This window comes from Streptomyces virginiae (genome assembly GCF_041432505.1).
Taxonomy (GTDB): domain Bacteria; phylum Actinomycetota; class Actinomycetes; order Streptomycetales; family Streptomycetaceae; genus Streptomyces; species Streptomyces virginiae_A.
This window is the reverse complement of the sequence record NZ_CP107871.1, coordinates 8,107,176-8,130,142: the sequence shown is the minus strand read 5'-3', so window position 1 is coordinate 8,130,142 and position 22,967 is coordinate 8,107,176. Positions and strand designations below refer to the sequence as shown.

Sequence of the window (22,967 nt, the reverse complement as noted above, 5' to 3'; positions counted from 1 at the left end):
GAGTTCCTCCCCCGTCCGGACCCTCGGTACCGGATAGCGGACGATGCTGTCAGATGTGGGCGAGAGAGGGAAGGGGCTTGCGTGATTGGTGCGACAGGTGCGCAAATGCGATCGGAAAGCTGCAGTGGCAGCGTGTGCGGGACGCGGGGCCGGGCGCCCCGTGCGGACGACGCGACGGGGGAACAGACGCGATGAGGCATCACCAGGAACCGGCGACGGTCGCGACGAAGGCACCGCGGGAGGGCGACGACTCGCCGATCGTGGTCGTCGACGACGTGCACCACAGCTTCGGCAGCGGTCCGCAGGCCGTCCACGCCCTGCGCGGTGTGTCCTTCGAGGTCCGCCGCGGCGAACTCACCGCCCTCAGGGGCCGGTCGGGCTCCGGCAAGACCACCCTGCTCAACCTCGTCGGCGGTCTCGACACCCCGACCGGCGGCCGCATCACCCTCGACGGCACGGACCTCGCGACCCTCGACGAGGCGGGCCTGCTCGCCCTGCGCCGCGACCGCATCGGCTTCGTCTTCCAGTCCTTCGGCCTGATACCCGTCCTGACCGCCGCCGAGAACGTCGGCGTTCCGATGCGGCTGCGGCGCGTCCCCGCCAAGGTGCGCGAGGAGCGCGCCCGTACCCTGCTGGCCCTGGTCGGACTCGCGGACCACGCCGAGCAGCGCCCGGGCGAGCTCTCCGGCGGCCAGCAGCAGCGCGTGGCGGTGGCCCGCGCCCTGGCCAACGACCCCGAGCTGATCATCGCGGACGAACCCACGGGCCAGCTCGACTCGGAGACCGGGCGCTCGGTGATGGAGCTGCTGCGCGCGGTGGTGCGCAGCGAGTCGGTCACCATCCTGGTCGCCACCCACGACCCGAACCTGATCGAACTCGCCGACCGGGTCGTGGAACTGCGCGACGGCCGCATCGTCGACGCCGACTCATGAGCCGAGCGCGTCCGCGCTGCCGCGCTGCCAGTAGGTGACCGTCAGCGAGCTGTCGTAGGCGACACCGGCGGCCGGGAGGTCCGGGGTCGCGGACGCGCCGCCGTCGCTGAGCGGCGTACGGCCCTGGAAGGCGATCGTGAGCCGGTGCCCGGTCGTCCCGCCCTCGCCACTGCCGTCGGCCGCCGAGAGCAGAACCCCCGCGTAGCCCTCCTCGCCCGGCGCGAGGGACACCACGGCCTGCGGCCGGGTCTCGGGCCGCGCGGCCGGCACCCACTGCATCTCGTCGAAGCGGAGGACGGGGTGGTACGTCAGATCGCAGGTCTTCGACCCGATGTTCTTCACCGTGATCAGCATGTGGTTGAGCGGCCGGGAGACGGGCTGCGCGGTGACGCGCGTGGTCGAACCGTTGCACAGGACGCGCTCCCCCGCGCCCGACGGGGCCGACGGGGCCGACGGGGCCGACGGGGCGGCGGAGGTCTTGGTGGCAGGTGCGGTGGCCGGCGCGGAGGTCGGGGCGGTCGAGGGGGCGGCGGTCGTGGCGGGTCCCCCGGTGGCCTCTGCGGCGGAGCCCGAAGCGCTCGCCGCTCCCCCGTCCTTGAGGCCCGTACCGTCCTGACACGCGGTGAGGGAGAGGACGAAGAGCGAGGCCGCGGCCACTCCCGCGAAGCGCCGGAGCGGGTGCGGACGGGAGGTGCGGACGAGCGGGGTGCCGTGGAACGCGTGCATGACTGACGACCTCTCAAAGGGCGTGACCGCAGGGCCGGTCGGGGTCCGTCCGGACCGGCCGCCGGGAGCGGTGTGCTTGGATGACCCCAGCTTGAGCGGTGATCCGTCCCAGCCACCACATCCGCTGGGCAAGCCGGCATGCTGGGATACCACAACAGGCTCTGAGCTGCGGAAACAACCTGTCCCTGGGATGCGGGACAGGCCATGGGGTGGGAGGAAAGGTGCCGGAGGACACGGCTGGACCCGAGTTCGCGCGGCTGCTGCGGCAGTTGAAGGAGCGGTCCGGGCTCAGCTACGGAACGCTCGCCCGGCGGCTCCACATGAGTACGTCGACACTGCACCGTTACTGCAGTGGCGAGGTCGTCCCGGCGGACTACGCCCCGCTCGAACGACTCGCCCGCCTCTGCAAGGCCACCCCCGACGAACTCCTGGCCCTGCACCGGGGTTGGATGGAGGCCGACGCGAACCGCCCGCGCAGGGGCGCGGACACGAGCGGCACGGCGACGACCGAAGCGGCGGCCGAGGCACCGGCGGAGGCCGAGGCGCCTGCGGTGGCCGACGATGCTCCCGCGGAGGTCGCGGAGGTCGCGGAGGTCGTGCAGGTCGTGGAGGTCGTCCCGACGGTGGCCGGGACCGCGCGGCAGGCCGCGCCGACCCGGCGGCCCCGCCCGCGCCGGGCCGTGCTCGCCGCGGTGGCCGTGCCGGTCGTGGCCGCCGTCACCGCCCTGACCTGGCAGCTCACGCTCGACGGGGGCCGGCCGGGACGGGAGGCCGAGGTCCGGGACAGCCCCGTCGCCGCCGGCCGCACCCCCGGTGCGGAGGTGTCCCCGCAGGGCCCCGACGGGCCCTCGGTACCGACGTCTCCGTCGCCGTCCGTGGCCGCGCCCTCCGGCACCGCCCCCGCCGCGCCCGCGCCCGGAGGCGACGGCGCGGGCGCGGGAGGAACCGGAGGGGCGACCGGAGGGACAAGCGGAGGGGCGAGCGGAACCGCCGGCGACGCTGCCGGCGCGCCGGTGAAGGTCACCGTCCGCCCGCACACCTGGGAGGCCCCCTGCGGCCAGCACTACCTGATCGACAAGCCCCCGGCCCAGGTCGGACCACCTCCCGTGGAACGCGACGCGCCCGCCTGGGTCGCGGCGGCCGGGGCGGTACCCGCCGGCGAGCAGTACGTCACCCTCACCCTGCAGGGCTCCGGCAAGGACACGGTGGTCCTGGACGGCCTGACCGTCCGCACCGTGGCCAAACGCGCCCCGCTCCCCTGGAACGACTACGCCATGGGCTACCCGGGCGTGGGCTGCGGCGCGGGCGTTCCGACCCGCTCGTTCGGCGTCTCCCTCGACTCCGCGCGACCGGCCGTCGCCCCCACGGAGGGTCAGCCGGGCTTCCCGTTCTCGGTGACCGAGTCGCAGCCCGAGGTGTTCCACATCCTGGCCGCCGCCTCCGCCCACGACGTGAGCTGGTACCTGGAGCTGTCCTGGTCCAGCGGCTCCCGCCACGGCACCCTCGCGATCGACCACAACGGCCGGCCCTTCCGGACCAGCGGACGCGACGGCCGGCCCGGCTTCGAGTTCCCCCTCGGCGGCGAGGGCTGGGTCCGGGCGGGCAAGGGCTCCTGACCCCGCGCCCCCGCCGCCGGCCGGGCCGGAACCGGCCCGCGGGCCGTTGACCAGGAGCGACCGGGCGGGTACCAGGAGCGCACGGCCCACCTCGTCCCGGAGCGGTCCCGAAGGATCGCCCCTACGATGGGCGGGAACCGGCGCGGGCGGCTCGCCGGGCCGCCTGCCCAGAGCACTCGGGGTGGAGACGACGTATGGCACAGGCCGCCGACACGGCGCGGACCGTCATCCTGACCGTGGACGACGACCCGGGAGTCTCCCGGGCCATCGCCCGTGACCTGCGGCGCCGCTACGGCGCGGAGTACCGGATCGTGCGCGCCGAGTCCGGCGAATCCGCGCTGGACGCGCTGCGCGAGCTGAAGCTGCGCGGCGACCTGGTGGCGGTGATCCTCGCCGACTACCGGATGCCGCAGATGAACGGCATCGAATTCCTCGAACAGGCCCTGGCCGTGTACCCGGGCGCCCGGCGGGTGCTGCTGACCGCGTACGCCGACACCAACGCGGCGATCGACGCGATCAACGTCGTCGACCTCGACCACTACCTGCTCAAGCCCTGGGACCCGCCGGAGGAGAAGCTCTACCCGGTCGTGGACGATCTGCTCACGGCCTGGCGCACCAGCGACTACCGGCCGGTCCCCGCCACCAAGGTGGTGGGGCACCGCTGGTCGGCGCGTTCCTCGGACGTGCGGGAGTTCCTGGCCCGCAACCAGGTGCCGTACCGCTGGTACTCCTCCGACGAGCCGGAGGGGCGGCGGCTGCTGGAGGCCGCCGGGGCCGACGGCCGCCGGCTACCGCTGGTGATCACGCCCGAGGGCACCGCGCTGATCGAACCCGAGGCACCCGAGCTGGCCTCGCACGTGGGGCTCGCGACGACGCCGGCCGCCGACTTCTACGACCTCGTCGTCATCGGTGGCGGCCCGGCCGGGCTCGGCTCGGCGGTGTACGGGGCCTCCGAGGGGCTGCGTACCGTACTGGTCGAGCGATCGGCGACCGGCGGACAGGCCGGCCAGAGCTCCCGCATCGAGAACTACCTCGGCTTCCCGGACGGCGTCTCCGGTGCCCAGCTCACGGAGCGGGCCCGCCGGCAGGCCGGCCGGTTCGGCGCCGAGATCCTCACGGCGCGCGAGGTCACCGGGCTGGAGGTGAACGGCGCCGCGCGCGTCGTCCGCTTCTCGGACGGCTCGGCGATCGCCGCCCACAGCGTCATCCTGGCGACCGGTGTGTCGTACCGGCAGCTCCGCGCGCCGGGCTGCGACCAACTGACCGGCTGCGGGGTGTACTACGGCTCCTCGCTCACCGAGGCTGCCTCCTGCCAGGGGCAGGACGTGTACATCGTGGGCGGCGCCAACTCGGCCGGGCAGGCGGCGATGTACCTGGCGCGGGGCGCCAAGTCGGTGACGCTGCTGGTGCGCGGGGAGTCCCTGACGGCATCGATGTCGTACTACCTCATCCAGCAGATCGAGGAGACGCCGAACATCACCGTCCGCACCAGGACGGTCGTCGAGGCGGCGCACGGCGAGGGGCACCTGGAGCAGCTGACGCTGCGGGACGTGGACGGCGGGGCGAGCGAACTCGTCGACGCGCAGTGGATGTTCGTGTTCATCGGCGCGGCTCCGCTGACCGACTGGCTGGACGGCACCGTGCTGCGCGACGAGCACGGTTTCATCCTGGCGGGTCCGGACCTGACGGCGGACGGGCGCCCGCCGGCCGAGTGGGGCCTGGACCGGCCGCCCTACCACCTGGAGACCAATATTCCCGGCGTGTTCGTGGCGGGCGACGCCCGCGCCCAGTCCGCGAAGCGCGTCGCGTCCGCCGTCGGAGAGGGAGCCATGGCCGTGATGCTCGTCCACCGGTACCTGGAGCAGTCATGAGCGGACAGGTCATGCCCTGCAGCCCGCAGGAGATCTCCTCGCTGTTCCTGTTCGAGAAGCTCACCCCCGAGCAGCTCGGGCGGCTGTGCGGCGAGGGGCGGGTGGAGCGGTTCGACATCGGTCCGGTGTACACCGAGGGCGGCCCGGCCACCTGCTTCTACGTGATGATCGAGGGCACGGTCGTCCTCTCCCGCCGGGTCGGCGGCGACGACGTCGAGGTGAGCCGCACCTCGCAGCGCGGCGTGTACGCGGGAGCGATGCAGGCGTACCTGGGTGACCAGGTACCGCAGACGTACACCAACTCGATGCGGGTGACCGAGCCGACCCGGTTCTTCGTGCTGCCCGCGCAGTCGTTCGCGGACATCATGCGGGAATGGTTCCCGATGGCGGCGCATCTGCTGGAGGGGCTGTTCTTCGGCTCCAAGAACACCCAGCGTGCCATCGGGCAGCGCGAACGGCTTCTGGCGCTGGGGTCGTTGTCCGCCGGGCTCACCCACGAGCTCAACAACCCGGCGGCGGCGGCCGTCCGTGCCACGGCGACCCTGCGGGAGCGGGTCGGCAAGATGCGGCACAAGCTGGCCCACATCTCCCAGGGCCAGTACTCGCGCGAGACGATCGCCGACCTCATCGAGATCCAGGAGCGGACCGTCGAGCGCGTCGCGAAGGCGACCGCGCTCAGTCCGCTGGAGGCCTCGGACCGGGAGGACGAACTCGCCGACTGGCTCGACGACCACGGCATCGCGGAGGGCTGGCGGCTCGCGCCGACCTTCGTCCAGGCCGGCCTGGACACGGACTGGCTGGAGCAGGTCGCGGCGACCGTGGCCGAGGAGATCCTGCCGTCGGCGATCGGCTGGCTCAACTACACGGTCGAGACCGAGCTGTTGATGGACGAGATCGACGACTCCACCACCCGGATCTCCCACCTCGTGGACGCGGCCAAGCAGTACTCGCAGCTCGACCGCGCCCCGTACCGGGTCGTCGACGTCCACGAACTCCTCGACAGCACGCTGTTGATGCTGTCCGGCAAGATCGGCTCCCGGGTACGGGTGGTCAAGGAGTACGACCGCTCCGTACCGGATGTGCCCGCCTACCCGGCGGAGCTCAACCAGGTGTGGACCAACCTCATCGACAATGCCGTGTTCGCCATCGGGAGCACCGGCGGCGAGGGCACGTTGACGGTCCGGACCGGGCGCGAGGGCGACCGCCTGCTGGTGGAGTTCCGCGACACCGGGCCCGGTATCCCGGCGGACATCCGCAGCCGCATCTTCGACCCCTTCTTCACCACCAAACCGGTCGGCGAGGGCACCGGACTCGGCCTCGACATCTCCTGGCGGATCGTCGTCAACAAGCACCACGGCAGCCTCCAGGTCGAGTCCGCCCCCGGTGACACCCGGTTCCAGGTGCTGCTACCGCTGACCGCGCCGACCCCCGAGGCCGAAGCCGAGACCGAGACGGAACCCGCGACCGCGACCGGGAGCACGACCGAGACCGCTGAGGAGCCCGCATGAGCGACATCGAGGGAATCGACCCGACCGCCGCACCCACCGGCACCGGCTGCGTCGAGTGCGACGAGTTGGGCGGGTGGTGGTTCCACCTACGGCGCTGCGCCCGGTGCGGCCACATCGGCTGCTGCGACTCCTCGCCGGCCCAGCATGCCACCGCCCACTGGAAGTCCACCGGCCACCCCCTGGTGCAGAGCTTCGAGCCGGGCGAGGAGTGGTTCTGGAACTACGACACGGACGCCCTGTACGACTCCGGCCCCGAACTGACCGCTCCGCGCGACCACCCGGCGGACCAGCCGGCCCCCGGCCCGACCGGCCGGGTGCCCGAGGACTGGACCCGGCGACTGCATCGCTGACCTGCGCCCACCTGCGTCTACCGCCGTCCGGCTTCGGGCGGTGTCCACACCGTGCCGCGGGCCTCGTACTCGAGCATGGCCTCCACGCCCGTGGCGGCCTCGGCGCCGAGTTCGCGGCGTACCAGCCACAGGGCGAGGTCCAGCCCCGAGGTGATGCCTCCGGCGGTGACCAGGTCGCCGTCGTCCACCACGCGGCCGTTCTTCAGGAGGCCGCCCTGCTTCTCCAGGTCGGGCCGCGCCTTGTGGTGGGTGGTGCAGGGGCGGTTCGTGGTCAGCCCGGCGGCCGCCAACAGCATGGCGCCGGTACAGACGGCGCTGATGGTGAGGCCGGAACGTGGCGCCGCGGCCAGTTCCCTCGGGAGGACGCCGCTGCGGATCTCGGCCCATACGCCGGGGCTGTCGCGACGTGCGTATCCGCCGCCGGGCACGAGGAGGATGTCCGCGGCGCGCGGATCCCAACCGTGCTCGACGCTCACGCGCGTGCCGTAGGCGGCCTGCACGACCCCCGGCCCGGAGGTGGAGACGTACCGCACGTCCACCTTCCGGTCCGTGAAGAACCGGGCCGCGCAGAAGACCTCGTAGGGCGCGGCGAAGTCGAGCTCCTCCACCCCGTCGTACAGGACCACGTGTACGCGTAACGGCCCGGTCGGCTTCCCGGCGGGGCGCGGTTCCGCAGCCGCGGCCACCCCTGCGGCGCCCCCCAACGCGGCCGCGGCCCCGACGGCGACCTGGGCCCGGAGCACGTTCCTGCGGTTCATCCGATGGTTCCTTCCGATCGCTGCGGCCGGCCTCGGCGACCGGCCCGTCGCTCTACGACAGGAGTCGAGAGGGTCGGCGGTCGGGTTCCCGCGCCATGTTGTGGCGGGCGCCACAGCGGGCGGTCGGTCGGTGGCATCGACCAGGGGCGTCCGAACGCGGACGACCTGGCCGCCGCCCGCGCGTTCACCGAGTGCCGGCGGCGCGGCTGACGGCCGGGTCCGGGGACGCGGCGACCGGGAACGCCGCTCGCCGACCCGAACCGCTACGCTCCGAAGGCGCCGTGCCGGCCCGCCCCTGCGGCGAACCTGCCTGCTCCGGCCTGCGTTTCCCCCGCGGTCAGGGGCACCAGGCCGTGCCGGTACTCCCCCGCCAGCGCGTCCTCCTCGGACCGTCCGTGCTGTTCTCGTACGGACAACCGGTCGTGGCGCAGGCAGACCTGGGGGAAAGCGGCGATCTCGCGGGCCAGTTCCTCGGCCGCCGCCCTCGATCGGCCCGTGGGGACCACGCGGTTGGCCAGTCCGATCCCGTGCGCTTCGGTCGCCGACACCGGACGGCCCGTCAGGATCAGGTCCATGGCCCGGCTCTCGCCGATCAGGCGGGGCAGTCGCACGGTACCGCCGTCGATCAGGGGGACGCCCCAGCGGCGGCAGAACACGCCGAACACCGCGTCCTCCTCCGCCACCCGCAGGTCGCACCAGAGCGCGAGTTCCAGACCGCCCGCCACCGCGTGCCCCGCGACGGCCGCGATCACCGGCTTGCTCAACCGCATCCGGGTCGGTCCCATGGGTCCGTCGCCGGAGGCGAGCACCTGGTTGCCGCGTTCGGTGCCGATGGCCTTGAGGTCGGCGCCCGCGCAGAACGTGCCGCCCTCGCCCCAGAGCACGGCGACGGCCGCGTCCTCGTCCGACTCGAACTCCCGGAACGCATCGGCCAGTCGTGCCGCCGTCGGCCCGTCGACGGCGTTGCGTACCTCCGGCCTGCTCAGGATCACCGTGTACACGGGGCCGTCCCGCTCCACGCGTACCGAGGCCTGTTCGTCCGTCATGCCCGTTCCCCTCCCGCTCGCCGGTCACCATGGTGGGGTGGGGGGCCGTCGCGCGTGGGCCCCCGGCCGCTCAGCCCGCCGGGCCCTCGTCGGGCGGGGAGGACGGGAGGCTCGTCGGGCCTCCGGGCGTCACCAGCGCCGTCTCGTAGGCGAAGACGACGACCTGGGCGCGGCTGGCGAGCCCGAGCTTGGCCATCGCCCGGTTGAGGTGGGTCTTCACGGTGGCTTCGCTGATGAACAGCCGCCGGGCGACTTCGGCGTTGGTCGCGCCCGTGGCCACCAGCCGCAGGACATCGCGTTCCCGGCCGGTCACGGTGTGCCAGTCCGGGGCGATCGCCTCCGGTGCTGTCGGCCCCGGGTGGTAGGCCTCGATCAGGCGTCTGGTGACGGTCGGCGCGAAGAGCATGTCGCCCGAGGCGACGGTGTGGATGGCGGCGACCAGGCGCTCGGGAGGCGTTTCCTTGAGCAGGAACCCGCAGGCGCCGGCACGCAGGGCGTTGTAGACGTACGCGTCGAGGTCGAAGGTGGTCAGCACGAGGATCTTCGGCGGTGTGTCACAGGTGTCGCCGGCCCGGCGGAGGATGCGTTCCGTCGCGGTGATGCCGTCGGTACCCGGCATCCGGAGGTCCATGAGGACGACATCGGGTGCGGTGGCTTCGGCGAGTCGGACGGCTTCCTCACCGTCGCGGGCCTCGCCGACCACGGACAGCCCCGGGGCCGCGTTCAGCAGGGACACCAGTCCGGCACGGATGAGCAGTTGATCGTCGACCACCAGGACCGTGGGCATCGGGGAATTCGATCCTCATCGGATAGGGACGTCCCCGGTGCCCGGGGCGGGGAGACCACTCGGCCGGTCATCGGTGGTGGGCGCCGGAAGGGTGAGCCGTACCTCGAATCCGCCGAGGGCGCGGGGGCCGGCGGTGACCGACCCGCCGTAGATCTTCGCGCGCTCTCTCATACCGATCAAGCCGTGACCAGGTGCCATCTCCTTGTTTGGCCGGAAGTCGTCACCCGCCTCGTTCGTCACGGACACCACGAGGGTGCGCCGTGCGGTGCGTATGCTCACGGCCGCCGTGGTCGGTCCCGCGTGCTTGAGGACGTTCGTCAGCGCCTCCTGGACCACTCGGTAGACGCACAGGGCCATGCCCTGCGGAAGCCGGGGCGGGGAGCTCGCGACGTCCAGGGTGACCTCGACGCCCGCGCCGCGCACCCGCTCCAGCAGTGGTTCCAGAAGGTCGAGCCCCGGGGCGGGCGTGTAGCCGGCGCCGTCCTGCTGTCCTTCCTGGTCGACCCGCAGGAGCACGAGCATCCGGCGCATCTCTTCCAGCGCCTCCCGGCTGGTGTCGGCGATGGTGTCCAGGGCTCGGCGGCTCGCCGCCGGGTCCGTGGGGAACACGTACGAGGCCATGCCCGCCTGGAGGGAGATCACCGACATGTGGTGGGCGACCACGTCGTGCAGCTCCCGTGCGATGCGCACCCGCTCCTCGGTGAGCGCCTGGAGTGCCTTCTCCTCCTGTTGTCGGCGCAGCCGGAGGGTCAGTTCGGCGAACTGCCTGTTCCGTTCGGCGAGCGCGCCCGAGCCGCGCCCGACCACGAACACGGCGGCAGGGAACAGGACGGCCTGGGCGAGGACGGTCGGCATGGAACTGTGCTCGATGTTGCCGATGCCGGCGTACACCCACACTCCCCCCACGACGGCCGCGCAGACGAGCGCGGTGGGGCGACGCCGGGTCGCCGCCACCGTGTACAGGCCCAGGAGCGCGGGCATCGAGTTGACCACCGGCCAGTACCCGCAGGCGATGAACAGGATCCACAGCGAGCTGCTGGTGGCGAACACCGCGACGGGTGCGAGGCGGCGGGCCACCATGACCAGACCGACCAGAGCGGTCAGGACCGCCCCCGGCATGTCCACCGGCCGCCATCCGGCCGGTGGCTGTTCCTGCCCCAGCAGCAGCCCTGCGCCGACGTACCCGAGGGCGAGCGACACGTCGGTGACCAGCGGGCGGTACCGTCCGTCGAGCCTGTCGAGAAGTCCCGATCCAGCGTGCATCGGCGCAGCCTACGGGCCATCAGGCGGCGGGGCCATGGGCCTGCGGCCGGCCGGTCCGTGCGTGCCCGAAGGGCGGGTCGTCACCCCTGTGACGGCCCGCCCTTCGGTGCCTGGGGAGACGCGTCCGGACGTTCCGGTGGCGCGCCTCGATCCGGTTCCGCCCGGGTCACGCCTTGAGGGCGCGCCCTGCCACGGCCAGGGCGAGGCGGCGGGGGACCAGGGCGGACGCCGTGGCGTTGATCCGGTTGGTGAGGCCGACCACGATGCTGGCCGGGGTCCTGCCGCGTTCCAGTGCCCGGCGCGTCGCGGTGACGACCTGTTCCGGCGTGGCCATCCGGCCCACGGCGGCGTCCCGGCTGCCGACGACGTCGAAGAACTCGGTGCGGACGGGCCCCGGCGAGACGGCGAGCACCCGCAGGGAGGAGGCGCGGGTCTCGTAGGCGACGGCCTCGGTGAAGTTCAGGACGAAGGCCTTCGTGGCGCCGTAGACCGCCATCGCCGGGGTCGGTTGGTAGGCGGCCGCGCTGGCCACGGTGACGAGGGCACCCCGGCCGTCGGCCGTCAGGGCGGGCAGGAACTCTCGGGTCAGCTCCGTCACCGCGAGCACGTTGAGCTGGATCATCTCGCTGACCCGGGTGGGGTCCTCGTCGGCGAAGGGGCCGTGGGTGCCGAAGCCCGCGTTGTTGATCAGGGTGTGGACCGGTACGCCGAGTGCGTCGAGGTCCGCGCGCAGCGCTGCCGCGGCACCGGGCCGGGCCAGGTCCGCGGCGATCGGGCGGGCCGTGATCCCGTAGCTGCGTTCCAGGTCCGCCGCCAGTTCTTCGAGCCGGTCGACGCGCCGGGCGACGAGGACGACGTCCGCTCCGCGCTGCGCCCACTGCCGGGCGAACTCGACACCGAGGCCTGCACTCGCCCCGGTGATCAGGGCTGTGGTTCCGCGGTATGTCATAGACATGGGTCGGCGCTCCGTTCCGGGACTCCGGTTGATGGTCGATACTTGAATGTAGGCAGAGCAAACATTGTTGTCAATGACAACATCGGAGGAGGAGATCGCCTTGGCAGACGCCGATGCGCCCTATCACCACGGCAATCTCAGGGAGGCCCTGCTGGCCCGCGCGGAGGACGTGCTCGCGACCTCGGGGGCGGACAGCCTCTCCCTCCGCGCCCTCGCGCGGGACCTCGGTGTCAGCCACGCGGCGCCCGGCCGCCACTTCCGCGACCGCCAGGCGTTGCTGGACGCGCTCGCCGTGGGCGGCTTCACCCGACTCAACGCACGCCTGCGGGCCGCCGTGGGCGACTCCGGACCCGTCACCACCCGGCTCGCCGGCATGGGCCGCGCGTACATCGACTTCGCCGTCGCGCACGCCCCGCTGCTGAGCCTGATGTTCACGGCCAAGCACGCCGACCGGTCCAGCTCCGAACTGCGCGAACTCGGCCACCAGAGCCTGGAGATCGCCGCCGAACTGATCGCCCTCGCCCAACGGGAGGGTGTCGTACGGGCGGGCGACCCGGCCCGACTCGCCCAGGTCGCCTTCTCCGTGGTGCACGGCCTCGCGTCACTGGCCGTCGGCTCCCTCCTGGAGGACACGCCGTTGGAGGAGGCGACCGAGCTCGCCCTCGACGTCCTGCTCACCGGCCTCGGAGCTGATCGACAAGGCACCCCCTAGCGCATATCCGTCCACGGCGCCACCGGGGAGCGAAGGGGGGCGGCCGGAACCGATCGGAACGTGCCCGGGCATTCCTGCCCGGGATTCGGGGTCGACGGGCGGCCGACCTCGCGTTTCGTCGACCCGGACCGCGCGCGGGCCCCTTTTCTCATCGAAATCCGACGTCACCGATGGCGCATAACGGTTCCTCCGGTCCGATGAACTCCAACGAAAGCTCGCATGAGGGAAGTTGGGCGTAGTTATGCTCCCGCCCACCGGTCAGAAGGCCCCCCTTTTCGATAGTTCGAGGACGCCGATGGAGCAAAGAGGTACTCCCCCCGCAAGCCTCCACCTGGAGGGAAGAGCAAGCCGGATGCTGCCCGCGATCGCGGTCGTGACCGTCGCCTGTCTGGCAGGGGCACTCGTCTCCTCCTCGGCACCGCTCGACACCGCCCTGCTCGCCGTCGGCGCCGTGTGCACCGCAGCGGTCTTCGTCGAGGCGAGACGGCGCGGCCGCGCGCTCGCCGCCGGGCGCGCGCAGGTCGCGGCGCTCCAGCACGCCCTGGCCCGGCAGGAGGTCGAGGCGGCCCGGCTGTCCGAGTCCGTGCTGCCCGAGGCCATCGAGCGCCTACGCAAGGGCGAGCTGGCCGAGGAGGTGCTGACCGCCCTGGGCGGACGCGGCGGCCGCGGCAACCGCTGGGGCGACGACGAGGCCCTGACTCCACGCTTCAGGGCCGCCCTCCAGGCGGTGCTGGCCCACGTCATCGACGCGGTCGACAACGAGGAGAGCCTTCGCGACTCGGCACAGCGTGCCTTCGTGAACGTCGCCCGGCGCGTGCAGGCGATCGTCCACCAACAGGCCCACGAGATGCGCGAGATGGAGGACCGGCACGGCAGCAACCCGGACGTGTTCGGCGACCTTCTGCGGCTCGACCACGGCACCGCCCTGATCGGCCGGCTCGCCGATTCCATCTCGGTCCTCGGTGGCGCGCGCCCCGGACGGCAATGGAGCAGGGCCGTCACCCTGTACAGCGTGATGCGCGGCGCGATGTCGAGGATCATCGACTACCAGCGCGTCGAGCTCCACTCCGTCTCCGAGGTCGCCGTCGTCGGTCCGATCGTGGAACCGCTGATCCACACCCTCGCGGAGCTGCTGGACAACGCCACCCGGTACTCGCCGCCGCACACCCGGGTCCACCTGACGGCCGTCGAGGTGCAGTCGGGCATCGCCGTGGAGATCGAGGACGGCGGCCTGAGCATGAGCGAGGAGGCCCGCAGCCGGGCGGAGAAGATGCTCGCGCAGGCACAGTCCGGGATCGACCTCAACGACCTCGGCGAGACGCCGCGGCTGGGTCTGGCGGTGGTCGGCCGGCTGGCGCAGGCGTACGGATTCCAGGTGTCCCTGCGCTCGTCCGCGTACGGCGGTGTCCGCGCCGTGGTGATCGTGCCGCAGCACCTGATCACCACGGCCTCCTCCGCGACCGGTCTCGCCCACGGCATCGGCTCCTCCTCGGGGCCCAGGGCCGTGGCCGCCACCCCGCGCGAGCACCCCTTCGACCGCACGTCGGCGGGCGTGGCCGTGCCCCGGCCGGCCCCGGCGCCGGCTCCCGGGCCGGCGCCCGTCGGCGCCGGGCAGCCGGAGATCGCCGCGCGTACGGCGACCGGCCTGCCGCAGCGACGTAGGAAGGACCGGGTGGCCACGTCCGACGTCCGCCCGGCCCCGGAGCCCAGGTCGGCCGACGACGGCGGCCCCGGAATGTGGCTGGAGGCGTTCCACAGCGGACTGTCCGGCACGCCCGGCCACGATGCTCCGGGTACCGAAGGCACGTCGGGTTCAGCGACCAAGGGGGCGTAAACAGTGATGACCCAGCGAATCAGCAGCATGGACTGGATGCTCAAGGACCTGGCGGCCGGCGTGCCGCAGACGCGGCACGTGATCGTACTGTCGGCGGACGGGCTGTGCGTGGCGCAGTACGGGGCGGAGACCGACACGGCCGACCGCCTGGCGGCGGCCTGCGCGGGCCTGCAGAGTCTGGCCGGAGCGGTCGCCGCGGAACTGCCCCGCTCGGAGGGCCGGATGCGTCTGGTCGTGATCGAGATGGACGGCGGGTTCTTCTACCTGATGGCCGCCGGTGACGGCTCCTACCTCGCGGTCCTCGCCGACGAGGGTGTGGACGCGGGCCTGATGGGCGCGCAGATGCGCAACCTGGTGACCCGAATGGGGGACCACCTGAGCAGCCCGCCCCGACATGACGGGCAGCCCGCGTGAATGAGCCACCCACAAGCTGGGAGGACAGCAGCCCCGAACGGCTCTACGTCATCACCGGCGGACGCAGCGGACCCTCCACCGCCGTCCATCTCGACCTCGTGACCTTAGTCGTGGCCAAAGGGTCCGCCCGGCCCGAGATGCAGCCCGAGCAGGCGGCCATCCTGCGGATGTGCCGGTCACCGCTGTCGGTGGCCGAGATCGCCGCGTACGCGGGCCTGCCCGTGAGCGTCGTCACCGTGCTCGTCGGGGACCTGATGGCCGCTCAGCGCGTATACGTCCGCCCGCCCGTTCCCGCCGCGCAGCTACCCGACCTTGCTCTGATCGAGGCAGTGATCGATGGACTTCAGAAGCTCTGAGCCGCCCGCCGGGCCGAGCCCGGCGGACATACTCCCGCAGACGGCCGCGGCTGCCGTGAAGATCGTCATCGTCGGCGGATTCGGCGTGGGCAAGACGACGATGGTCGGTGCGGTCAGTGAGATCAAGCCGCTGACGACCGAGGAGACGATGACCAGGGCCGGCGTCGGCGTCGACGACACCTGGGGCGTGGACCGCAAGATCACCACCACCGTCGCCATGGACTTCGGCCGCATCAGCATCAACGACGAGCTCGTCCTCTACCTGTTCGGGACACCTGGCCAGGAGCGCTTCTGGTTCCTGTGGCGCGGGCTCTTCGAGGGCGCGCTCGGAGCGGTCGTCCTCCTCGACACCCGCCGTCTGGAGATCAGCTTCGATGTCATCGGACGGCTGGAGGAGCGGGGCGTCCCCTTCGTCGTGGCCGTCAACTCCTTCCCCGGCGCACCCGAGCATCCGCTGGAGGAACTGCGCCAGGCCCTCGATCTGCCCCCCGCCGTCCCGATCCTCGTCTGCGACGCCAGACGGCGGGACTCGTCCCGCGATGTCCTGCTGACCCTCATGCGCTACCTGCACTCCCAGGCAGCCACCCAGGAGGCAATGTGAGCACCACCCCCACCCCACCGCCCGAGTGCCCCGCCCACGCGGCGGCGGCGACCGCGGGCGGTCTCCACCGGCTCCACGGAGCGGAGGCCCAGGCCGATCCCCTCGCGCTGTACGAGAAGCTACGGGCCGAACACGGGCCGGTGGCCCCCGTACTGGTGAGCGGTGACCTCCCGGCCTGGCTGGTCCTCGGCCACCGGGAGAACCTGGACGTGGCGCGCACGTCCTCACGCTTCGCCCGCGACCCCCGGGGATGGCGCGACATGCGCGAGGGCCGGGTGCCGGCGGACACCCCGCTCGGCCCGATGGTCTCCTGGGTGCCGGTGTGCAACTTCACCGACGGTCCCGTGCACGAGCGGCTGCGCGCGGCCGTGGTGGAGTCCCTGGAGCGCTTCGACAAGCGCGGGATCCGCCGCTACGTGACCCGCTTCGCCAACCAGCTCGTCGACCAGATCGCGGGCGAAGGGTACGCCGACCTGGTGCCGGCCTTCTCCGACCAGCTCCCCATGCTGGTCATGACCCAGCTCATCGGGGCGCCCGACGAGCACGGCCCGCTGCTGGTCAACGCGGCGCGCGACATGCTCCAGGGGACCGAGACGGCCCTCCAGAGCGACCGTTACGTCACCGCCACGCTGGAAGCGCTGGTCGTGGAGCGCAAGGCCAGGCCCGTGCGCGACCTGGCCTCCTGGCTGATCGAGCACCCCGCGAACCTGAGTGACACCGAGGTGCTGATGCACCTGCGCGTCGTGCTGATCGCGGCCTACGAGACCACCGCCAACCTGATCGCCAACACGCTGCGGACCGTGCTGACCGACCCGCGCTTCCGGGCCAGCCTCTCCGGAGGCCATATGACGCTGCCCGACGCCTTGGAGCAGGTCCTGTGGGACGACCCGCCGATCAACACGATCATCGGGCGCTGGGCCACCGGTGACACCCTGCTCGGCGGCCAGCAGGTGAAGGCCGGCGACATGATCCTGCTCGGGTTGGCCGCGGGCAACGCCGACCCGCAGATCCGCCCGGACCCCGAGGCCTCCGTCCGCGGCAACCGTTCCCACCTGGCGTTCAGCAGCGGCCCGCACGAGTGCCCGGGCCAGGACATCGGCCGCGCCATCGCGGACACCGGCATCGAGGTCCTGCTGGACCGGCTGCCCGACCTCCAGCTGGCGGTCGACGCGAGCGAACTGCAGTGGCGCGGCACCCTCATGTCGCGCCACCTGCTGTCCCTGCCCGTGCGGTTCGCCCCGCGCTCCGCGCCGAACGCGGAGCCCCAGGTCGAGCAGCCGGCCGGGCACCCCGAGCACGCCGAGCACGTGTTCGTCCCGCCGCAGCCGACGGCGGCGCCCGTGGTCCCCGGTCGCCGGCGTCGCGCGGTCAGCTGGTGGCGGCGGCTGCTCGGCATCGGCTGACAGCTCCGCGTACCGAGGCCCCGGCCGCACCGGCCGGGGCCTCGGCCTCGCTCAGTCGCGTACGTGCCGCCACCATGAGGCGAGGGCGGGCACGTCCGGCGGCTCGGTTCCGGTGCGGCTGGGAGCATCGGCGAACCGGATCGCGAACCGGGCTTCCGCGAGGGGCAGTTCGTGCCGGTTGCGGGGGCTCGCGTACCGGGGCGCCCGGCTCTGCCAGGTGATGGAGCCGGCCACGTAGTGGCCCAACGCCGCCAGGTGTCGGCGCAGTTCCGCGTCCGCGCCGACCTCCAGCTTCTCCCTGAGCGTCATGAAGAGGACCATCACCCGGTCGCGCAGGGCCACCGCGAGCGGTACGGCCTCGGCGGGAGAGCAGTTCTCCTCGTGGGCGAGGACGTTGACGAGGTTCACCTCCCGCGGCTCCAGGTGATCGTCCTTGTCGTAGGAGAACAGGTCGTTGTCCGCGCTGACGACGAATCCCGCCGCGTCCGTCAGCGCCGTCAGGGCGCGGGAGCAGAGCACCTCCGCCGGCAGTCGGTCCCCGCGCGCGACGTCGGACCAGGTCAGCGAGAAGCGCGTGCCGTTCGCCAACGGCCCCATGGCGACGAAGTCGTTCAGCCCCGGCATGACTCCCGCCTCGGCCTGGGCGGACCGCCAGGCCGCTCCGAGCAGCCAGTCGCGCGTCCCCTCGACGAACCTGCGCAGTTCGTAGGGCGTGAGCAGGGCATGGGTGCGGCGGACCAGGTCCAGCAGTGCCCGGGTCATCGGTCCGTCGGGCAGTACGGATGCCCCCGGGTCCTCGATGGTGCGCAGCAGGCGTACGCCGTGTTCGACGACGGCGCCCGTACCGACCTCGTCGGAGCCCGAATCCTGCCAGTCGTCGACGGCGTTGGCCCAGTAGTTCCACTCGGCGAAGAGCAGGAGGGCGTCGACGCTTCCGTCGGGGATGATGCGGCAGGAGAAGTCGGCGCTGTGGGTGGCCAGTCCCCAGGCGCGCTCGACCGGATCGGGGTACACGCCGAAGGCGTCCAGCCACTCGACCGCGCGGGCCTCCACCTGTTTCGCCCGGGGATGGACGAGGTCGCGCTCCAGGGGGCAGTAGAAGGACGGCAGGCGCGCACCGAGGCGCGAGGGGCGCGGCGCCGACGGCGATACCGGTGGCGACGCGGGTGCGGGTACGGATGCGGGTACGGGTACGGGTGGCACCGTCATCGGCGGCTCCCGATCCGGAACTGCAGCAACCTTGTCTGCACCGCGTGGTCGCGCCAGAGCCGGAAGAATCTGCTGTGGGCGATCGTCGACTGTTCGAGCCGCTCACCGGTCCACGCGCCGGGCTCGGCGTCGGCCCCCGCGCGGAGCCGGTCGAGTTCGGCGGTGTTCCACGCCATGGACTGCACCCAGAACTCCACGACCGAGTCCGTCACGTCCTCCTCGTGTACGAGTTCGAACCCGGCCGCCTCGGCCGCGGCCAGGTATTCCCCTCTGAGTCCCAGTCGCGTTCTGTAGTAGCCGTCGATGAACTCGCGCCATGTGGAGCGGCCGACGAAGTGTTCCTGGATGCCGAACCATCCGCCTGGCTCCAGCGCCTTGGCGACGACTTCGAAGAGCCGGGTCCGGTCGGTGTAGCCACTGCTCTCGTTGGCGTAGACGGCGTCGTACGCGCGAATCTCGTCCAGGTCGTGCACATCCGCGAGGACGGGGTTCACCCGCTCCCCGACCCCGGCCTGCAGGGCGAAGTGCCGGACGATCGGGATGTGTTCGGCCGCGACGGTGAGGCTGGTGACCGAAGCTCCGTGTTCCTGTGCCCAGTAGAGCGAGGTGCCGCCGAGGCCGCAGCCGATGTCCAACAGCCGCCGCGGGGGCGCCTCGTGGGAGCCCCATGCTCGGGCCGAGTGCTCGACTATCCGCTCCTGCGCGTCGAACAGGCGCTGCTTCACCACGCTCTGGGGGACGGTGGTGTCCGGCGGGCCGTCCGGGTACAGCCCCACGTGGAAGTGGACACGCGGGCCCGGGCCGTACTTGTGCAGGATCTCCTGGGTCTTGTGGCTGTAATACAGCTGTATGGGATCGTCCGAGGTCGAAGCCCGATCGCCGGCTAAGGACGCTACGAGGGGGGTGACGCGCATGGGTGTCCGCCCTTTCGTGGGGTAGGGCTGCCTCCGGGACACGTTGTCACCGCGCTCACCGCGTCCCGTCCGGCACACTGTCGAAGCACGGATCATCGTGGCACTTCGCAGGCTCTACGTCAGCCCACTGGAGCAACACGGAACGGCGTCCGAATATCGCCGGTGGCGGGCCGAGCGGCACGCGCCGTCGGGCCGGGCCGAGGCCGATCGGGTCGGGGTGACGGCCACATCAGGTCGCGAAGGCCGCGTCGGCGGCATCCGACGGCGTCCGACGGCACCCGTTCGGTCCGGGCCGGCGAGGGTGGCGAGATACCGCCCGTGCGGGAGGGCCGCCGGCCGGTGCCGGTGACCGGGCTTCGCCCCGTTGCGGACAGGATCGGTCCGCAAGGGTGGTCCGGCCCGGGCGGGTGCGGGCCGCGACGCTTCCGGTGCGCCCGGATGCCCTACGTTCTGCCTGGTCGGACCGTGTGCGGGGCTCGCGGGGACGGCCGGCGGCCGGCCGATCCCGAGGGCCCCGTCGACGCGGCCCGACGATTCGGTGCCGGCGGCCGACTGCGATCGCCAGAGCGCTGTGCCCTCATTACGTAGATATCCTGTGAAGTGTGATCGAGTCCGGACGGCCGCGGCTCCGCCGGCGCCCCGGCCCGGGAAGACTTGTGCGGCTGTCGCCGGTCATCCTGACCGTCGTCATTGCCAGCCTGGCCTACGCCACTCCTCCGGAGATGGCCTTCAGCCGCCTCCTGCCCGCGGCGCCGGCCCTCGCCGCCGCCATGTGGCCGGTGCTCCCCACCGTCCTGCTCGGGACGGTCTGCCTCCTCCTGATGATCGGCCTCGGCATGGTCTTCCCCGACCTGGGGACGTGGTGGACGGCCGCGGGGATCATCGCGGTCACCGTGGCCGCCGCGTACGGAAGCCACGTCCGGCTCCAGCGCGAGCGCACCCTCTTCCAGGTCCGGCTCGTCGCCGACGCCGCGCAGCAGGTGGTGCTCAGCCCCATGCCGCGCCGCTTCGGCCGGGTCGAGATCGAGTCGCTCTATCTCGCGGCCGCGGCGGAGGCCCGGATCGGCGGGGACTTCTACGAGGTGGTCGACACCCCGTTCGGCATCAGACTGCTCATCGGTGACGTGCGGGGCAAGGGCCTGCCCGCGGTGGGGGCGGCCGCGGCGATCGTCAACGCCTTCCGGGAGGCCGCCTACGACGAGACCGACATGGTCGCCATCGCGCGCCGGATGGATGCCAGCAGCATGCGGTACAACGGCGCCTTCCCACCCGAGGGGCCGTTGGAGCGCTTCGCCACCGCGCTGCTCGTCGAGATCCCGCACGGGGGCAGACAGATCGACATCCTCAACTGCGGACACCCCCCACCTCTGCTCCTGAACGCCGGGAAGGTCCGCGCCCTCGAACCCAGCACCCCCTCACCCCTGCTCAGTCTCGCGGAGTTGATCGGCGACCACTACAGCGTCGACACCTTCGACTTCGCCCCCGACGACCTGCTGCTTCTCTACACCGACGGGATCGCCGAGACCCGCGCGCGCGACGGCGAGTTCTTTCCGCTGGCGGCCTGGATGGGGCGACAACCCCCGACGCCGCCCGACGAGCTGCTCACGGCACTCCACCGCGACCTGCTCGACTACAGCAGGGGCCGTCTCGACGACGACATCGCCGCCCTGGCCGTACGTCTGTGCGACTACTGAGGCCGACCGACGGTCGGGGGCTCCACGTGACCATCTTTACTTGGGGCGGGAGCGGCTTCAGGGCCACGGGACGGTGTCGACGGCGGTGTCTTCGAGGACCCGGAGGAAGGCGTCGACCGGGGCCGCGAGCGGTGGGGATCCGTAGACGACGGCGTCCACGACGCGGTGGTCGTCCGGTAGGCGGTCGATCCGCACATCGGGGTGGCGGTGTGCGCGCAGGGCGAGGCCGGGCAGCGTGGTGACGCCGAGGCCGGCGGCGACGAGTGCCTGGGCCGCGACGTAGTCGTCGGTCTCGAAGGCGATCTCAGGAGTGAAGCCGTGCTTCCCGCACGCCGCCAGGAGGTGCGTGCGGCACCGCTCGCAGCCGGCGATCCAGCGCTGGTCACGGTAGGTGTCGAGGTCGGTGGGCGGGCCGGGCCAGGATGCGCCGTCCCTGCTGACGATGTAGAGCGGCTCGTGCAGGATCGACGTCACGGTGTGGCCCTCGCGGTCACCGGGCAGGCCGTCGCCGTGGTGGAAGGTGAGGGCGACATCGACCTCGCCGCGTCGTAGCGCCGCCAGGGCTTCGGGGGGTTCCGCCTCGGTCAGCGCCAGTTCGATGTCCGGGTGGGCGACGCCGAAGGCGGCGGCCACGGTCGGTACGACCGTGGCGAGCGCGGAGGGGAACGCCGCGAGGCGCACCCGTCCGGCGCTGAGCCCGGCGTGGGCCGCGAGTTCGGTCCGGGCCGAATCGATGCGGCCGAGGATCTCCTCCGCGCGATCGGCGAGGAGCCGGCCGGCCTCGGTCAGCCGGATGCCACGGCCTGCCCGCTGGACGAGCGGCACCCCGGCTTCGGCTTCGAGCCTGGCGAGGTGGTGACTGACCGACGGCTGCGCGTAGTGCAGGGCGGCGGCGGCAGCCGTCACCGAACCCTCGCGGGCGATGGCGGCGAACACCCGGAGTCGATTCTCGTCGAACATCCATCGATGATATCGATGGATTCATCGAAAACTGACATTTGTCCTATGGATCGGCTCCTGCGCAGCATGAGGACATGCACAGTCCGACGATCTCCGACGTCCTTCGCGCGCGTCGTCTGCAGAGCGCGCACCTGTCCCCGACCCCCTTGCTCTCCTATCCGGCCCTCGACGCCTCCGTCGGCGCCGGTGTGCGGGTGCTGGTCAAGCACGAGAACCTGCAGCCGACCGGCGCCTTCAAGGTCCGTGGAGGCATCGCCCTCCTGGCCGCCATGGACCCGGACGAGCGCGCCCGCGGTGTCCTGTCGTACTCCACGGGCAACCACGCGCAGTCCCTCGCCCATGCCGCCGCGCTCTTCGGCGTCCCGTGCACCATCGTCATGCCGGAGAACCCGAATCCCCTGAAGGCCGAGGCCGTACGCCGTCTCGGCGCCGAACTGGTCGCATACGGAACGGACTTCGACGAGGCCCGCCGCCACGCCGAGCAGCTCGCACCCCGGCGCGGGATGCGCCTGGTCGGCGCGGCGAACGAACCTGCTCTGATCGCGGGCGTGGCCACCGCGTACCTGGAGGTCTTCGAGCGGGAACCGGACCTCGACGCGATCGTCGTGCCGGTCGGCGGTGGCAGCGGCGCCGCCGCCGCTTGTCTGGTGGCGGCGGCGATCAGCCCGCGCTGCCGGGTCATCGCGGTGCAGTCCCGCCATTCGCCGGCCGCGCACGACTCGTGGCGCGCGGGCCGCTGCGTCGAGCGTCCGAACACCACGACCGCGGAGGGGCTGGCCACCGGGTCGGGCTTCGAACTCACGCAGCGTCTGCTCCGGGCGCACCTCGCGGACTTCCTGCTGGTCGACGACGACGAGATCCGGCGGGCCCAGTGGGTGCTCATGCGTGATGCCCGTACGGTGGCCGAGGGGGCCGCCGCCGCATCACTGGCGGCGCTCCTCGCCGCGCGCGAGGACCTCGCGGGGCAGCGGGTGGCGATCATGTGCACGGGCGGCAACGCCGGCGAGGGCGACCTGCGGGCCTGCCTCTCCGCGGCGGCCTCGGTGAGCTGAACGGTC

At 72.4% G+C, this 22,967-nt stretch carries 22 protein-coding genes; 13 read left to right on the top strand and 9 right to left on the bottom strand.

Going from position 1 to position 22,967, the window contains the following annotated elements; all coding sequences use genetic code 11:
• The first annotated feature begins 191 nt into the window (after window positions 1-191).
• Entirely contained in the window at window positions 192-932 is a 741-nt protein-coding gene (locus OG624_RS37535; protein ID WP_051762829.1) for an ABC transporter ATP-binding protein, read from the top strand.
• Here OG624_RS37535 and OG624_RS37530 read toward each other — a convergent pair.
• Window positions 927-1,658: a DUF4232 domain-containing protein gene (locus OG624_RS37530; RefSeq protein WP_078909062.1), complete on the bottom strand. Its 732-nt coding sequence runs from the start codon at window positions 1,656-1,658 to the stop codon at window positions 927-929. The genes OG624_RS37535 and OG624_RS37530 overlap by 6 nt on opposite strands.
• A 221-nt stretch (window positions 1,659-1,879) precedes the next feature.
• On the opposite strand from OG624_RS37530, the gene OG624_RS37525 reads away from it, so the two are divergent.
• The 4 genes from OG624_RS37525 (at window position 1,880) to OG624_RS37510 (ending at window position 7,003) form a co-directional block, all read left to right on the top strand.
• Window positions 1,880-3,274 (top strand): helix-turn-helix domain-containing protein, encoded by a 1,395-nt coding sequence (locus OG624_RS37525; protein ID WP_033216224.1) that lies wholly within the window; start codon window positions 1,880-1,882, stop codon window positions 3,272-3,274.
• 194 nt (window positions 3,275-3,468) lie between these two features.
• Window positions 3,469-5,145 (top strand): FAD-dependent oxidoreductase, encoded by a 1,677-nt coding sequence (locus OG624_RS37520; RefSeq protein ID WP_161289444.1) that lies wholly within the window; start codon window positions 3,469-3,471, stop codon window positions 5,143-5,145.
• Complete coding sequence (locus tag OG624_RS37515) at window positions 5,142-6,653, top strand: ATP-binding protein (RefSeq protein WP_033216221.1); 1,512 nt, start codon at window positions 5,142-5,144, stop codon at window positions 6,651-6,653. The genes OG624_RS37520 and OG624_RS37515 overlap by 4 nt, the downstream gene beginning before the upstream one ends.
• Window positions 6,650-7,003 carry a UBP-type zinc finger domain-containing protein gene (locus tag OG624_RS37510; RefSeq protein WP_033216219.1) on the top strand — a complete coding sequence of 118 codons (354 nt, stop codon included), beginning with the start codon at window positions 6,650-6,652 and terminating at the stop codon, window positions 7,001-7,003. The genes OG624_RS37515 and OG624_RS37510 overlap by 4 nt, the downstream gene beginning before the upstream one ends.
• A 17-nt stretch (window positions 7,004-7,020) precedes the next feature.
• Here the strand turns inward: OG624_RS37510 and OG624_RS37505 are convergent, their stop codons facing one another.
• The 5 genes from OG624_RS37505 to OG624_RS37485 all read right to left on the bottom strand — a co-directional run bounded on the left by OG624_RS37505 (window position 7,021) and on the right by OG624_RS37485 (window position 11,812).
• Window positions 7,021-7,761: a DJ-1/PfpI family protein gene (locus OG624_RS37505; RefSeq protein WP_033216217.1), complete on the bottom strand. Its 741-nt coding sequence runs from the start codon at window positions 7,759-7,761 to the stop codon at window positions 7,021-7,023.
• A 263-nt stretch (window positions 7,762-8,024) separates the two neighbouring features.
• Window positions 8,025-8,807 carry a crotonase/enoyl-CoA hydratase family protein gene (locus tag OG624_RS37500; protein WP_371640460.1) on the bottom strand — a complete coding sequence of 261 codons (783 nt, stop codon included), beginning with the start codon at window positions 8,805-8,807 and terminating at the stop codon, window positions 8,025-8,027.
• A gap of 70 nt (window positions 8,808-8,877) precedes the next feature.
• Window positions 8,878-9,594 carry a response regulator gene (locus OG624_RS37495; RefSeq protein WP_051762827.1) on the bottom strand — a complete coding sequence of 239 codons (717 nt, stop codon included), beginning with the start codon at window positions 9,592-9,594 and terminating at the stop codon, window positions 8,878-8,880.
• A 15-nt stretch (window positions 9,595-9,609) separates the two neighbouring features.
• Window positions 9,610-10,857 carry a sensor histidine kinase gene (locus OG624_RS37490; protein ID WP_371594210.1) on the bottom strand — a complete coding sequence of 416 codons (1,248 nt, stop codon included), beginning with the start codon at window positions 10,855-10,857 and terminating at the stop codon, window positions 9,610-9,612.
• 166 nt (window positions 10,858-11,023) lie between these two features.
• A complete protein-coding gene (locus tag OG624_RS37485; RefSeq protein ID WP_033216214.1) occupies window positions 11,024-11,812 on the bottom strand; it encodes an SDR family NAD(P)-dependent oxidoreductase in 789 nt (262 codons plus the stop codon).
• 100 nt (window positions 11,813-11,912) lie between these two features.
• Here OG624_RS37485 and OG624_RS37480 point away from each other — a divergent pair, with 100 nt between their 5' ends.
• The 6 genes from OG624_RS37480 to OG624_RS37455 all read left to right on the top strand — a co-directional run bounded on the left by OG624_RS37480 (window position 11,913) and on the right by OG624_RS37455 (window position 17,132).
• A complete protein-coding gene (locus tag OG624_RS37480) occupies window positions 11,913-12,524 on the top strand; it encodes a TetR/AcrR family transcriptional regulator (protein WP_371640459.1) in 612 nt (203 codons plus the stop codon).
• A 352-nt stretch (window positions 12,525-12,876) separates the two neighbouring features.
• Window positions 12,877-14,358 carry a sensor histidine kinase gene (locus tag OG624_RS37475; protein WP_371594209.1) on the top strand — a complete coding sequence of 494 codons (1,482 nt, stop codon included), beginning with the start codon at window positions 12,877-12,879 and terminating at the stop codon, window positions 14,356-14,358.
• A 6-nt stretch (window positions 14,359-14,364) separates the two neighbouring features.
• On the top strand, window positions 14,365-14,772 hold the full coding sequence (locus OG624_RS37470; protein WP_030713382.1) for a roadblock/LC7 domain-containing protein: 408 nt from the start codon (window positions 14,365-14,367) through the stop codon (window positions 14,770-14,772).
• The gene (locus tag OG624_RS37465) at window positions 14,769-15,128 is read left to right on the top strand and encodes a DUF742 domain-containing protein (RefSeq protein ID WP_033216212.1); all 360 of its coding nucleotides are present in this window, start codon (window positions 14,769-14,771) and stop codon (window positions 15,126-15,128) included. The genes OG624_RS37470 and OG624_RS37465 overlap by 4 nt, the downstream gene beginning before the upstream one ends.
• Entirely contained in the window at window positions 15,109-15,729 is a 621-nt protein-coding gene (locus tag OG624_RS37460) for a GTP-binding protein (RefSeq protein ID WP_033216211.1), read from the top strand. Before OG624_RS37465 ends, OG624_RS37460 begins: the two co-directional genes overlap by 20 nt.
• Window positions 15,726-17,132 carry a cytochrome P450 gene (locus tag OG624_RS37455; RefSeq protein WP_033216210.1) on the top strand — a complete coding sequence of 469 codons (1,407 nt, stop codon included), beginning with the start codon at window positions 15,726-15,728 and terminating at the stop codon, window positions 17,130-17,132. The genes OG624_RS37460 and OG624_RS37455 overlap by 4 nt, the downstream gene beginning before the upstream one ends.
• A 51-nt stretch (window positions 17,133-17,183) precedes the next feature.
• On the opposite strand, the gene OG624_RS37450 is transcribed toward OG624_RS37455, so the two are convergent.
• Together OG624_RS37450 and OG624_RS37445 are read right to left on the bottom strand one after the other, a co-directional pair.
• Window positions 17,184-18,341, bottom strand: a complete 1,158-nt coding sequence (locus OG624_RS37450) for a terpene synthase family protein (RefSeq protein WP_244290685.1) — start codon at window positions 18,339-18,341, stop codon at window positions 17,184-17,186.
• Window positions 18,338-19,255, bottom strand: coding sequence for an SAM-dependent methyltransferase (locus tag OG624_RS37445; protein ID WP_033216209.1), 918 nt, complete (start codon window positions 19,253-19,255; stop codon window positions 18,338-18,340). The genes OG624_RS37450 and OG624_RS37445 overlap by 4 nt, the downstream gene beginning before the upstream one ends.
• A gap of 602 nt (window positions 19,256-19,857) precedes the next feature.
• Here OG624_RS37445 and OG624_RS37440 point away from each other — a divergent pair.
• Window positions 19,858-20,949 carry a SpoIIE family protein phosphatase gene (locus OG624_RS37440; RefSeq protein WP_051762821.1) on the top strand — a complete coding sequence of 364 codons (1,092 nt, stop codon included), beginning with the start codon at window positions 19,858-19,860 and terminating at the stop codon, window positions 20,947-20,949.
• A 57-nt stretch (window positions 20,950-21,006) separates the two neighbouring features.
• On the opposite strand, the gene OG624_RS37435 is transcribed toward OG624_RS37440, so the two are convergent.
• A complete protein-coding gene (locus OG624_RS37435) occupies window positions 21,007-21,909 on the bottom strand; it encodes a LysR family transcriptional regulator (protein WP_371640457.1) in 903 nt (300 codons plus the stop codon).
• 74 nt (window positions 21,910-21,983) lie between these two features.
• Between OG624_RS37435 and OG624_RS37430 the strand changes: the two genes are divergently transcribed.
• Window positions 21,984-22,961, top strand: a complete 978-nt coding sequence (locus OG624_RS37430) for a threonine ammonia-lyase (RefSeq protein ID WP_033216202.1) — start codon at window positions 21,984-21,986, stop codon at window positions 22,959-22,961.
• The last annotated feature ends 6 nt before the right edge of the window (window positions 22,962-22,967 follow it).